Source organism: Thalassobacillus sp. CUG 92003 (genome assembly GCF_013618635.1).
Lineage (GTDB): Bacteria > Bacillota > Bacilli > Bacillales > Halobacillaceae > CUG-92003.
Genome location: NZ_JABLSJ010000005.1, coordinates 98,950 through 111,353 on the forward strand (window position 1 = coordinate 98,950; position 12,404 = coordinate 111,353).

Genomic DNA, 12,404 nt, shown 5'->3' on the forward strand with positions numbered 1-12,404 from the left:
TCTAATGAAAGATCCATGCCTTAATTCACATTGGCCAAGCCCAGTTAAAACGGGAATTTATTCAACCATTGGCCGCCATCAAGGGTTACGACTTCACCGTTCATGTATGACGCCTTCTCCGATAATATAAAACTCGCCAATTCAGCTATTTCTTCAGGTTCACCCAACCGTTGCAGCGGTACCGAGTTTAACGTGCGTTCTGTGGCTTCTTCTGATTGAAATAGTTTGTCCGCTCCCCCTGTCCTGTTGATGGGACCGGGGGCAATGGCATTTGCCCGTATGCCATATTTCGTTCCCCATTCAACTGCTAACGTTCGGGTCATCGCAAGCACGCCCGCTTTAGCGGATGCCGAATGAATCACGCCAGCCCCCGCATTCCAAGCATATGTCGCTACCATATTTAATATGGAGCCTTTCTTATTTTGTGAGATCCAATAATTGCCTACAGCATGACTGCAATAGAATGTTCCATTTAACACAATATCAATTACAGATTTCCAACCGTTTGCTGTCAGTTTTTCTGCAGGCGATATAAAATTTCCGGCAGCATTGTTCACTAACGCATCAATTTGTCCGAACGCCTGATCTGTTTCTTTTACCATCCGTTCGACGTCTTCTATATTTCGTACGTCCATGACAATCGTCAAGATGCGACTCTCATCAAAGCCTTCACCTATCTCTGATTTAGCTTTGCTCAGTCGTTCCTGATTTCGGCCCGTAATGACCACAGAAGCACCTTCTTGAACAAATTGCTTTGCCATGTATTTTCCCATTCCACTCGAACCACCTGTAACAATTACAACTTTATTTTCCATCATTATAACCTCCTTCACTCCCTATTACATTCAAGATAGAAAAATGAATTCCTGTTCATTTTAAATAAATTGTCATAACTCTTCCTTATTTCTATCATCGGAGCGTATTCCTAACGTGATATAATGTTGAATTAATAGACGGCAAGAAAGGATATTCTTATGAAGAAAATGTCGAGACGAAGTTTCCTGAAAAAAATCTTTGGCAGCTTCCTCACCTTCATCGGATTAAGTGGAGGTACTTACTATTACGCTCGTTACATTGAACCGGATCTTTTGACGGTTCAAGATACAGTCATTAGCAAAGCTAACATTCCCGACTCTTTTGAAGGGTTTAAAATTATTCAATTTTCCGATACACACCTCGGATTTCATTATAATTTAGATCAGCTAAAGAAATTAGCTGAAAAAATCAATCAACTGGAACCTGATCTCATCTTGTTTACAGGGGATCTTGTCGATGAACCACAATCGTATAACTGGCAAAACGCGCGACTCGTCTCAATTCTCAGTCTACTACATGCACCTCACGGGAAATACTGGATCTATGGCAACCATGATCACGGAGGATATGGCACACAAAAAGTGAAGGCTGTGATGCAAGAGAGCGGTTTTAAATTGCTGCAAAATGAACAAACATCGATAGCACGTAACGGTGAAGAAATCACGTTGGCAGGGCTGGATGATGTCATGCTCGGTCAGCCCGATATCGAACAAGCACTGCGCGAGAGCAATGAGGAACGATTTCATCTGCTAATGGTTCATGAACCTGATTACGCTGACAAAGTCCAAAGGTATCCTGTCGATGTTCAACTTTCTGGACACAGCCATGGCGGGCAAATACAGATTCCCTTACTTGGATACCTCATCACCCCTCCTTATGCGGAAAAATACGTGGAGGGGCACTATACTGTTGGCGATTATCCGTTGAATTTATATGTTACACGCGGTATCGGAACTACACGGCTCCCTTATCGACTGCTCTGTCGACCAGAAATCAATATCTATCAACTAAGCAAAGGGGGCGCATAATGTGCTTACAATTTTGTGACGCTCTACGATCTTTCCCCATGCCTGCACACTTTCATGTTAAAATAAGCTTGAGGATTAACGATGATGGAGGAAACACCCCACTATGACACGTCAATTTTTTTTAGGTACGGTAGTATTGCTGATCGCATTCTTATCGGCCTGCGGTTCCAAGATTGATAGCAACATGTCAAGAGAGGTTCATTCATTAAAAGCTACCAATCAAAGCGACGAACCCATAAACATTAAAGAGCATATACAAGGCGAATACGTTATTGCTGATTTTATCTTCACGAATTGCAACACAGTCTGCCCGCCTATGACAGGAAATATGTCACGGTTGCAGCAACTGATCAAAGACGAAAATCTCGATGCGAAACTCGTTTCGTTCAGTGTGGACCCTGAACGCGATACGCCAAAACAGCTAAAGCAATTTGCTGAGCCCTATCAGCCGGATTACGAGATGTGGGATTTTGTGACGGGGTATTCGTTTAAAGACATAAAAGAATTTTCGATTAAGTCATTCCAATCACCTTTAGAAAAAGATGAAACATCTGATCAGATGTTTCATGGAACAAGTTTTTACTTGATTAACCCTGAAGGAGAGGTCATCAAACGTTACAATGGACAAGAAGCTGAAGAAATGCAGAACATTGTAGATGATTTGAATCAAGTGCAATAATACGCCGGTTAAAATTCCGAGTTCCTTGGCCATATTGTTGGGAGACCGTTCCCTGTCTCGTGGTAAAAGACATTCAACACACATTCAATTTTCAGTACAGCTTTTGATCACATAAACGACGCAATTTAAAGGGGGGATAACAGTGAAAGAAAAACAGACCGTAACGAACCAGGAGCTGGCCGAATCCTTGTTCATAGTCAATCGGCACGCCAAAACCGCACTTGAGCCCAAACATCTATATGATTTAAAGAAATACACCATCCAAAAACTCCTCCGAGAAAGTCGCGCAAAAAAAATCGGCTTGCATTATTCTGAACACCCTAAGAAGAGTCAGCAGCACTCTACGCTTCTAATCCAGGTGGGCAACTATTATTTTCATGTCCCAGCCGATAAAAAAGATTTCCAGCAAGTTAAACACTTAGGAAAAGTCGATCAAAATTTCCGCAATCCAAAACCGAAACTATCGTTGTCACGTGCAAAAAAAACTCTCTACCACTATTTAAACTGGAAAGCACCTCAATCTACTTATAACAATTATTATAGTCAGCCTTCCATGTTGGGACGCATGAATGTATCACCGTGGAATAACCGTGGGAAGCGGACAAGATAGCGCGTAATAGTCACAAAATAGTGAAAGCAGACAAGGCCCCTCCTATCTTAAATAAGGAGCCTTGTCTGTTACAGAATCGTGTCGTCAACCATCTTCACCAATTCCTCGATATCTGGTTTTGAAACTTGACCATCAGCACCCACCTTTTTTCCTTTATGAATCAAATCTTCCGTAATAAGCGATGAAAAAATTATAACAGGTAAGGCTTGTAACGAAGGGGTGTTTTTGATGCGGTACGTTAAATGATGCCCATCCATTTGAGGCATCTCAATATCTGTTATGATAAGTTGATACTCATCTACAATGTCTCCCCCTTTATCAAGGCAGGCATGTAAATGGTCTAAAGCCTGCTTCCCGTCCGTTTTTATGTCTAAGTGTAGATAACCTGCCTCTTGCAACGTTTCTTTCAGCAAGGAACGCAGGAACTCAGAATCTTCCGCAATTAAGATGCGTTTCAGTGAACGTTCCCGATCCTCGTCAGCCTGGATATTTCCGATTTGCAGCCGCGACCCTGGATGAATGGCAGCTATTATGTGTTCAAAATCAAGTAACAGGACCAATTCTTCCTCTGTCCTAATAACCCCTGTCGTACGTGCAGCTACCCCCTGGTACATATCATCAGGTTTTTTTATGTCTTCCCATTTAAAACGGCGGATTCGATTGACGTAATCGACGTGGAAAATAACTTTCATTTGATTAAATTCTGTTAATATAAATTTACGTTGCGTTTCTGATCTATTCTCTTCATGCCGGTTTAACACCCGAGCCATATCGATTACCGGAATCACTTCTCCTCTCACATCGATAACCCCTTCAACAGAAGCATGGGTATGGGGGATCGTTGTTACCGGTCTAACATTCAATATTTCTTTTACTTTTATCACATTGATACCAAGACAATGATCAGCTACTCCAAATTCAACTATTTCCAGTTCATTTGTACCACTCTCAAGTAAAATGCCTTCACTGCTATCCATACCAAAGTTTCCTCATTTCTCTTAACAATTATTGTTTTTCCCGATGACTCGCTTTATTATATATCGGCAAGTTTTCGTAAACATTAAAAAAAGCTTGCCTCAAACAGTGCCCCGGGCAGACAGGCTCTTGGAAGCCATGGCGCGGTTGTTTGAAACAAGCCATTACATTAGTCATTACGAATAATGATATACACGATCAACCCGACTATCGGAAAAACAATCGTAGCAATCAATACAATCAAGGCATATTCTGGGCTTTTACCGCTACGTTTGGCATCTCGATAAGCCCATATGCTCGTGATAATATTCAATAAAAACAGAATAAATCCGCCTAAAAGAAAAATAAAAATCCATTCCATTTGCATCACCTCTTATTAGGATTCTACGCAAATGGAAGGCTACACGTTTCACTTATGTTGAATACCTGATTTTGCATGTTTAGAGCTCTTAAACATGAAGCGTTGTATGAAATGCCAGAATATATAACACGCACCAGATATCGCAATGGCCATTAAGTTTATAGGCCAAAAATGTTCGCGTTCACTTCCTGATTGAGCTTCAAGAAACCCGTCCATTACCAATAAAAACACAAGTACGACTAAACTTGTCAAAACGTAATTAAGCAACATGGACCACTCCATATGCATAAACCAACGGATTACAGGCTTCCCTATCCAAAGCAAACAAAGCATGAGCACTAGAATCAGAGTAAACTGAACATATACAGGCTCAACTCCAATAATACGTAAATAATCGTGATTCAGCCAGCTCATATTTGACTTTAACACACTGAAATCAACCAAATCACCCATATTAACACCACCTTTACCTACCATTATGGCAAGAGGGCGGATCGTTTAAACTTACAGATTTCGTTTACTTATTGACCCTCATCTCTGGTATAATCACCCCCATAAGGGAGGAAGACAGGATGAGATGGATCATTTCAGTTATAGCAGGAGCGGCCCTATGGGGAACCATCGGGTGGTATGTTCGGGGTTTAGAAGCCAAAGGATTTTCACCTATGGAAATCGTGACGTTACGCGTCACATTTGCCTGGTTCTTCTTGAGCCTTTATATCACCAGTCGGGATCGCTCTGCATTAAAGATAAAGCAATTGAAGCATGTGGTTTTTTTTATTGGGACAGGCATTGGCAGCATCGTGTTTTTTAATTATTGCTTATTTGCCAGCATGTCAATCACCACGATCCCTGTCGCCACCTCCTTATTGTACACAGGACCTGCTTTTGTCCTCATTTTCTCAGCTATACTCTTCAAAGAATCATTAACGGTAAGAAAAATATTAGCGTTGGCCCTGACATTAACTGGTGTTACATTTGCTGTTGGCGCTTTTCCTCCATCGAGTATCAGTTATTCATTTAAAGGGGTTTTGCTTGGCTTGGGTGCTGGATTGGGGTATGGTTTTTACAGCATTTTTTCTAAATATGCTCAGAATCATTATTCGACATTTACCATTACCTTCTATACATTCTTAATAGCTGCCGTTTCGTTGTTGCCTTTTTTCCCATTTGCAGAAAAATGGTCCGTCATCATCAGCAGTGATAGCTTAATGTATGCACTCGGCTTAGGTATCCTACCTACTGCTCTGGCTTATATCCTTTATACGAACGGTCTTGAAAAAATGGAAGCATCCTCTGCCTCCATTTTGAGTACCATTGAGCCTGTGGTGGCTACGATGATTGGAATGTTTATTTTTAATGAGGCCTTTTCGATCTGGCAAGCTGTAGGAATGGCGTTCATCATCAGTGCTGTCATTCTAATTGCCCGCCGACGTCGGCCCCAGATCAACAACGTCCCACAGGAAGCCTCATGTTAATAGATCAAGCCAGATTTTGAGGGCAGTTCCTAAAATTAACAGAGCCAATATCATTTGCAACGCTTTAGTCGGGACCCGCTTCCCGACATGCACACCTAAAGGCGAGGCAATCAAGCTTGCTATGATCATAATGGCAGCCGGCATGTATAGAATCTGACCGGTTAAGACTTTACCCGTTGTCGACCCGATTGAGGAGATAAACGTAATCGCTAAAGAAGAAGCTATGGTCATGCGAGTGGGAATTTTTAATACTAGCAGCATAATAGGAACCAATATGAATGCCCCGGCAGCCCCTACTATACCTGCGCCGACTCCAACTAATAAGGCAGCTATAGACGCTATCCACTTATTAAACGTTACAGCCTCAAGCGATTGGTCGTCACTCCCCTTTTTAGGTATGACCATCATTACTGCAGCTATCAAGGCCATAACACCATAAACCAAATTGACACCACTATCTGACATGAATTGTGATCCATATCCTCCAATAAAACTGCCAATCAAAATATTGATACCCATATATAGGATTAACGACTTATTCAAGTACCCGCCTTTTCGGTAAGCCCATACTCCGCCGATCGTTGCGAAAAGAACTTGGATAGCACTAATGCCTGAAACTTGATGTGCCGTAAATGCAGTCATACCTACGATGGAAGGAATATAGAGCAACATCGGGTACTTAATAATGGACCCGCCAATCCCGACCATCCCTGATACAAATGATCCGGCAAAACCGATAAGAAATATGATGAGTATGAAAAAAATGTCATAGTCCATCTATTATCACCTTCTCTACAACGAGCACCCGGACATGGGTGCTCTTTAATTAAATTGCTCTTTATAAAATAGGGGAACCCATAAATGTATAAGTCCCCCCAATAGGTCAAGGGGCGGAAAACAGACGCTTCCTCACCCCTATTCAATAAGTGGAAAATAATTTTATGATCGATCAACAACAACGTAAAATCAGATTGATTTTTACCATCATGTTATTCATGGATGGCGCATCGGTTTGGTCCCAATTCCATATCGTTTTTTTCCTGATGATCCGGGACAAATTTGCCCATGTTTGTTTGTCGGATTTTATCGTAAGCATTGGGCTGCTGAGGTAAATTTTCTGTCAGCATTCGCCTGAATTCTCGTTCATCCTCTAATTGTAATCCCGGGTTTTTCTCATATAGTTTTCCTAAGGGGGCTGATACCTCCCCGCCTGTCTTTAATTCTTTAACAAACGCATAGTGAGCTGGCAATACGAGCAATTCTTCAGGTAGCCGTATAAATCGTTGAAATAACGTCTCTTGTAAATCAACCGCCCACGCATCTGCTTTCCCTGCCAAATCAGGCCGACCAATAGATGCAACAAAAAGAATATCCCCCGTTAGCAAATAGGCCTCATCTATAATGAGAGACGTACTGCCAGGTGTATGACCAGGTGAATAAATGGGTTGGACATTGACAGTGGCGGATCCTACTTGGATTTGACTCCTCTCCTCAAGTGCTTCAAACCTATATGTTACATCTGTGGCATCACCAGGTGGGAGGTAATACGTACCATTTACTTCATCAGCTAAACTCTTCCCGCCAGAAATGTGATCAGCATGAAGATGGGTATCAATAATGTGGGTGATTTGAACATTTCTCTCTTCTGCAAACTTTTGATAAACGTCTATCATACGACTAGGATCAATAACTGCTGCTTCACCTTCTGAGGAAATAAAATAGGAGAGGCACCCTTTTCCAAGTCGTACGAATTGAAACAACTCTCCTCCTCCCTTCAAGTCAGCAATTTTAACCGGCTCTAAATGTTCACTCCAGGCTTTCATGCCACCTTCCAGAGAGAAGACATTTGTGAAACCAGCATCATCAAGCAGCTCCCCTACCAGTTGAGATGAACCGCCCTTAGCACAAACGACTATAACCTCTTGATTTTTTGAAATCTTCTCTTCTATGGCGCTGACATCGTCCAGCAAATTAAAATAAGGCTCGTTCATAATCTGAACATGCTCACCTTCGATCTTCCAATCTTCGAATTCCTCTGTATTTCTGACATCTAAAATAAACGTATCTGATTTGTTTATGATTTTTTTAGCCAATGCATCGGAATCTATTATTTCTACAGCCATCATTACACTCCTTCCAACTACATTATTGCGTGCCTTGTTCTATTGGACCGTTCCAATCTGACATGCCTGGCACAACATTTTTTACTTGAGCATAGCCATGATAAGCCAATTTTTGTGCAGCTAAATCACTCCGGCTTCCTGTACGGCATATAACACAAACCTCATATTCTTTAGATACTTCATCCAAACGATCTTCTAGTTCACCCAGGGGTATATTTACCGCGCCAGGGATGTGTCCAAATGCGAACTCCGCATGTTCTCTTACATCAATAAGCACAACATGATCATCATTCGTCACTCTCGTGCTAAGGTCGTCTAAGCTAAGTCTATCCTGGTGAGCTACGGAGTCAGAGGGTTCAGATTCATCCCCTTTTCTAATGTAATGCTTGAGGACATCACCTTCTTCAATCGTTCCTAAATAAAGGTGACCGGTGGTATCAGCCCATGCTTTAAGATCAGCCGTAGACCCTCTATCTGTAGCAAGCACCTCGATTACGTGGCCATGACCAATGCTGTTTAATGCTTTCTTGGTTTTAACAATCGGCATGGGACACGCCATCCCTTTCGTGTCTAACGTGTCATTCACATTAATTTCCATCACGCTGCCTCCTTCATTGTCTGCTTTAACCTTTTTGAATCCAGAATTTAAACACGCCGCCATCCTCATCACTGTCTATTAAGTCATGACCGCTTGATTTAGCCCAGGCGGTAAGATCACTTTTGGCTCCATTATCTGTGGCGTGAATTTCGAGCACTTCTCCTGCACGCAATTCCTTCATCGCCTTTTTCGTTTTGACAAGCGGCATGGGACATGCAACACCTTTTGCATCAAGTACTTTTGCTATATTCATAGTAGTTCTCCTTTCCATTATATACGGTACGGGGTATTAATTTTATTAAAAAAAAAGTAAAAATTAAATGAACAAATTAACATTACCATCTTCCGCTTCTCCTAAATAAGCAGCTACACCACCATATTCAATACCGTCAAGCAACTCTCTTTCTTGTAATCCTAGTAAATCCATCGTCATGGTACAGGCTACTAGATTGACTTCTTGCTCTAAAGCCATGTCTATCAATTCCGGTAAGGGGACTGCATTATGCTTTTTAATGACGTCTTTAATCATCTTTGGACCAAATCCTGCAAAATTCATCTTTGAAATTCCCATTTTGTCAGCGCCTCTCGGCATCATTTTTGCGAACGCTCGTTCCAGTACATTTTTTTTGAGATGCATCTTTTCACTTTTTCGTAAGGCGTTAAGCCCCCAGAAAGTGTGAAAGATTGTAACATCATGATCATAAGCTGCTGCTCCATTCGCAATGATATAAGCAGCCATTGCTTTGTCATATTCCCCGCTGAATAAAATAATATTGGTTTTTTTCGTATCTGTCATATGAACATCCTTTCCACCTAAAAACACATACCCACACTGGTATATTTGCAATAAAAAATTTTTTAGCGGCTTTTTATAAGTAAATCGACCGCTTCATTTATATACTTCTCAGACTCTTGGGTATCATCAAACTCTCGGACACAATCAGCAAGGTTGGAACCGACGATTAAACCAATCGTTCGATCCAGGGCACTTCGTGATGCTGAAAGCTGCATAATTAATTCCTTGCATTCGCTGTTACCTTCCATCATTTTCAATATGCCCCGCACCTGACCTTCAATCCGTTTAACTCTGTTTTTCATATCATTTGTATAATTCATCTTCCTCCTCCCTCCTTTCTTGCAGATTTAGACTTTGCAAATTGCTACACCATACATAATATACCCCTACGGGTATGATGTCAACCATACTGAAACATGAAGAGAGGAGTAAAGACGAACGGTCAGATTGAAATAATGTTTAAACCATCAGGAAGCAGCTTCAATACAATGGATCAACCTTTCTTCAATATCACGGGCAATCTCTAATACTACGTCATCTCCAACTAGACCGATTAATTCTGTCGGCTTAGGCATTCCAATTTTCGTTTGATCCCCTTCTTCATAGACCACGATTTTACACGGTAAAAAATATCCGACTAAACGATTCTGATTTAAAACACGTTGCGCTTCTTTCGGATTACACACCTCTAAAATGCGATATTCCGGTTCAAATTCCAGCCCTTTTTTATGAAGCGTATCTTTTGCATCAAAATCCCATAAAACGCCGAAGTGTGCTTCAGACAAGCTTGCTTCTAAACTGGAAACCGCTTCTCCAACGCTTTGGTGCGTCTCCACTGTGTAATTGAACATAAATAGCCTCCTTAAATAGTAACTGTATACTATATACCCACTAAGGTATAAATGTAATCCCATTAAACTAAATTTAAACTTATTCATATCATCTTCACATTAAAGACTTAAACTTAAGTTGGCTAACATTTAGGAGATGGAAATATGCCTATAACCAGCTACATTTTCATTCGGTTCCTCTCATTCCTGTGTAGTATTTTATGTTTTTGGTGGATAGAAACTGGGCTTAAGCAACGAAAGATAAACACGGTTCGAATGTTTTTCTCATTATTGATGACCTTCTATCTGACATTCTTTTTCAGTAAGTTTTTATTTAAATTACCAACACTATTACATTCTCCAATGACCGTCATTGCTTATCCAAGCGGCACATTAGAATTTTATCTGGGCATTATAGCAATGGCAGGTCATTATCTATGGACCAATCACACCTCTAACGGAGGTGCAGAACTAAATTGGTCCATAATTCGATTGTTCTCAGCGGCCCTGTTCTCTTATTACTTCCTTGTCTACCTTATGAATGAACATTCATATGGAGATCAACTTACTTTCTGGTATTTGATTTACTTTAGCTCTATCGTCAATAACGGCACAAGTCGCCTTACTTTGTTAGCTGCTTTTGCCTATTCCTTAGGGTTAAGCATGACAGAGAGATTCAGCGACATCATGAGGATACCGATTCATCCTGTATTCTACATTATTATCACACTTTTCATGCTGATTTTGGTCTTATCACACGGGAAGGGTGCACTATGGAAACAGAAATTACATTCTTAATCGCTTTCGGAGCAGGTATCATTTCCTTTTTGTCTCCTTGTACCTTACCAGTTTTTCCAGCTTATCTATCATATATTACAGGGGTGAGTGTTAAAGAATTACAGCAACGTTCATCCCTAAAGGTTAGACGAAAGCTCCTGATTCACTCTATTTTCTTTCTCTTTGGACTTTCGTCAATTTTTATAAGCCTTGGTCTTGGTGCTTCTCTTATCGGAAGCTGGATTCAAGACCTTCTTACTGGAATTTCTGGTAAGTTCATACAGCGGATAGCTGGTATTTTTATCATAGCTATGGGCCTGATTATTGCTGGCTTTCTGAATTTTAAATGGATGATGAAAGATAAACGTATAGGCATACAACCTAAGCCGTCTATAGGTTATCTGGGTACAACCTTTGTAGGGATGGGGTTTGCCGCAGGATGGACTCCTTGTATAGGACCAATTTTCGCTTCAATTCTAGCGTTAGCCGCAAGTGAACCAACTCAAGGATTCATTTATACACTTTTATATGTCCTTGGGTTTGCTCTCCCTTTTTTAACGTTTACTTTTTTTATTGGTTCTACCCGTTTCATAGTAAAACATAGCGAATTCATCATGAAAACAGGAGGTATGCTTATTATCGTAATGGGTTTATTGCTTTACACAGGACAATTGACGCGTTTATCAAATGTCATATTGCGTTTGGTGCAAGACACATGGTTAGCAAAAATAGGAGAAATAATCGTCTTTTAAGGAGGATTCATGTGAAAAAAATAGTCATCCTAGTTGTAATGACAGGAATGTTTGGATGGGCTATCTACGATATGATGGAGCAGAATAACCAATCCGACTCGACCAGAGAAACGACAGTTGAGAGTAACGAACCACAGAATAGCACTAGCGAAATTAAAAAAGGTAGCCCTGCACCGGAATTCAGGTTAAAACGATTAAATGGGGAAACAGTATCTTTATCTGATTACGAAGGGGAAAAGATCATGATAAATTTCTGGGCTACTTGGTGCCCTCCCTGTCGAGCTGAAATGCCTGATATGGAAAAGCTCTACAAAGAAACTGACATAGAAATTCTTGCTGTTAATTTGACGGGGACTGAAGACTCGCGTGGTGACGTGAACCAATTTGTAAATGAGCTTGAATTATCCTTTCCAATATTATTGGATCAAGATTCCTCAATAATGGCAAAATACAAAGTCAGTCCAGTGCCGACCTCCATTTTTGTTGACGAAAACGGCACAATTCAATCTGTTATGTTAGGCGCTATGAATTACGATATGATGATTAAAAGGTATGAAGAATTATAAGGAACGAGGCGTTAA

The 12,404-nt window shown here is 40.8% G+C and carries 18 protein-coding genes; 7 read left to right on the top strand and 11 right to left on the bottom strand.

Translation table 11 applies throughout. From position 1 onward, the window contains the following. Nucleotides 1-44: 44 nt before the first annotated feature. Nucleotides 45-815, bottom strand: coding sequence for a 2,4-dienoyl-CoA reductase (gene fadH / locus HOP45_RS09245; protein WP_181348994.1), 771 nt, complete (start codon nt 813-815; stop codon nt 45-47). Between the two features lie 159 nt (nt 816-974). On the opposite strand from fadH, the gene HOP45_RS09250 reads away from it, so the two are divergent. The 3 genes from HOP45_RS09250 (at nt 975) to HOP45_RS09260 (ending at nt 3,133) form a co-directional block, all read left to right on the top strand. Beyond that, complete coding sequence (locus tag HOP45_RS09250) at nt 975-1,844, top strand: metallophosphoesterase (protein WP_370457991.1); 870 nt, start codon at nt 975-977, stop codon at nt 1,842-1,844. A gap of 103 nt (nt 1,845-1,947) precedes the next feature. Beyond that, entirely contained in the window at nt 1,948-2,523 is a 576-nt protein-coding gene (locus HOP45_RS09255) for an SCO family protein (RefSeq protein ID WP_181348995.1), read from the top strand. Nucleotides 2,524-2,665: 142 nt separating this feature from the next. Continuing rightward, nucleotides 2,666-3,133 carry a YkyB family protein gene (locus HOP45_RS09260; RefSeq protein ID WP_181348996.1) on the top strand — a complete coding sequence of 156 codons (468 nt, stop codon included), beginning with the start codon at nt 2,666-2,668 and terminating at the stop codon, nt 3,131-3,133. A 68-nt stretch (nt 3,134-3,201) separates the two neighbouring features. Here the strand turns inward: HOP45_RS09260 and HOP45_RS09265 are convergent, their stop codons facing one another. From HOP45_RS09265 to HOP45_RS09275, 3 genes are all read right to left on the bottom strand, one after another. After that, a complete protein-coding gene (locus HOP45_RS09265) occupies nt 3,202-4,110 on the bottom strand; it encodes a chemotaxis protein (protein ID WP_181348997.1) in 909 nt (302 codons plus the stop codon). Nucleotides 4,111-4,277: 167 nt separating this feature from the next. Then, a complete protein-coding gene (locus tag HOP45_RS09270; RefSeq protein ID WP_181348998.1) occupies nt 4,278-4,469 on the bottom strand; it encodes a PLDc N-terminal domain-containing protein in 192 nt (63 codons plus the stop codon). A gap of 48 nt (nt 4,470-4,517) precedes the next feature. Continuing rightward, complete coding sequence (locus HOP45_RS09275; RefSeq protein ID WP_181348999.1) at nt 4,518-4,922, bottom strand: hypothetical protein; 405 nt, start codon at nt 4,920-4,922, stop codon at nt 4,518-4,520. 119 nt (nt 4,923-5,041) lie between these two features. Between HOP45_RS09275 and HOP45_RS09280 the strand changes: the two genes are divergently transcribed. Then, a complete protein-coding gene (locus tag HOP45_RS09280; protein ID WP_181349000.1) occupies nt 5,042-5,947 on the top strand; it encodes a DMT family transporter in 906 nt (301 codons plus the stop codon). On the opposite strand, the gene HOP45_RS09285 is transcribed toward HOP45_RS09280, so the two are convergent. From HOP45_RS09285 to HOP45_RS09315, 7 genes are all read right to left on the bottom strand, one after another. Beyond that, nucleotides 5,939-6,724 (bottom strand): sulfite exporter TauE/SafE family protein, encoded by a 786-nt coding sequence (locus tag HOP45_RS09285; protein ID WP_181349001.1) that lies wholly within the window; start codon nt 6,722-6,724, stop codon nt 5,939-5,941. The two genes, HOP45_RS09280 and HOP45_RS09285, sit on opposite strands and share 9 nt — an antisense overlap. A 212-nt stretch (nt 6,725-6,936) precedes the next feature. Further along, entirely contained in the window at nt 6,937-8,070 is a 1,134-nt protein-coding gene (locus HOP45_RS09290; RefSeq protein WP_181349002.1) for an MBL fold metallo-hydrolase, read from the bottom strand. A gap of 22 nt (nt 8,071-8,092) precedes the next feature. Continuing rightward, a complete protein-coding gene (locus tag HOP45_RS09295; protein ID WP_181349003.1) occupies nt 8,093-8,668 on the bottom strand; it encodes a sulfurtransferase TusA family protein in 576 nt (191 codons plus the stop codon). Between the two features lie 25 nt (nt 8,669-8,693). Further along, entirely contained in the window at nt 8,694-8,921 is a 228-nt protein-coding gene (locus HOP45_RS09300; protein WP_181349004.1) for a sulfurtransferase TusA family protein, read from the bottom strand. Between the two features lie 63 nt (nt 8,922-8,984). After that, on the bottom strand, nt 8,985-9,464 hold the full coding sequence (locus tag HOP45_RS09305; protein ID WP_181349005.1) for a DsrE/DsrF/DrsH-like family protein: 480 nt from the start codon (nt 9,462-9,464) through the stop codon (nt 8,985-8,987). Between the two features lie 62 nt (nt 9,465-9,526). After that, nucleotides 9,527-9,784 (bottom strand): metal-sensitive transcriptional regulator, encoded by a 258-nt coding sequence (locus HOP45_RS09310; RefSeq protein WP_181349006.1) that lies wholly within the window; start codon nt 9,782-9,784, stop codon nt 9,527-9,529. 147 nt (nt 9,785-9,931) lie between these two features. Then, nucleotides 9,932-10,315 (bottom strand): DUF302 domain-containing protein, encoded by a 384-nt coding sequence (locus HOP45_RS09315; protein WP_181349007.1) that lies wholly within the window; start codon nt 10,313-10,315, stop codon nt 9,932-9,934. A 144-nt stretch (nt 10,316-10,459) separates the two neighbouring features. Here HOP45_RS09315 and HOP45_RS09320 point away from each other — a divergent pair, with 144 nt between their 5' ends. Genes HOP45_RS09320 through HOP45_RS09330 form a run of 3 tightly spaced genes read left to right on the top strand, consistent with a single transcriptional unit; the run spans nt 10,460 to nt 12,389 of the window. Further along, on the top strand, nt 10,460-11,092 hold the full coding sequence (locus HOP45_RS09320) for a hypothetical protein (protein ID WP_181349008.1): 633 nt from the start codon (nt 10,460-10,462) through the stop codon (nt 11,090-11,092). Beyond that, a complete protein-coding gene (locus tag HOP45_RS09325) occupies nt 11,068-11,823 on the top strand; it encodes a cytochrome c biogenesis CcdA family protein (RefSeq protein WP_181349009.1) in 756 nt (251 codons plus the stop codon). Before HOP45_RS09320 ends, HOP45_RS09325 begins: the two co-directional genes overlap by 25 nt. Nucleotides 11,824-11,834: 11 nt before the next feature. Continuing rightward, nucleotides 11,835-12,389 (top strand): redoxin domain-containing protein, encoded by a 555-nt coding sequence (locus tag HOP45_RS09330; protein ID WP_181349010.1) that lies wholly within the window; start codon nt 11,835-11,837, stop codon nt 12,387-12,389. Nucleotides 12,390-12,404 lie beyond the last annotated feature (15 nt).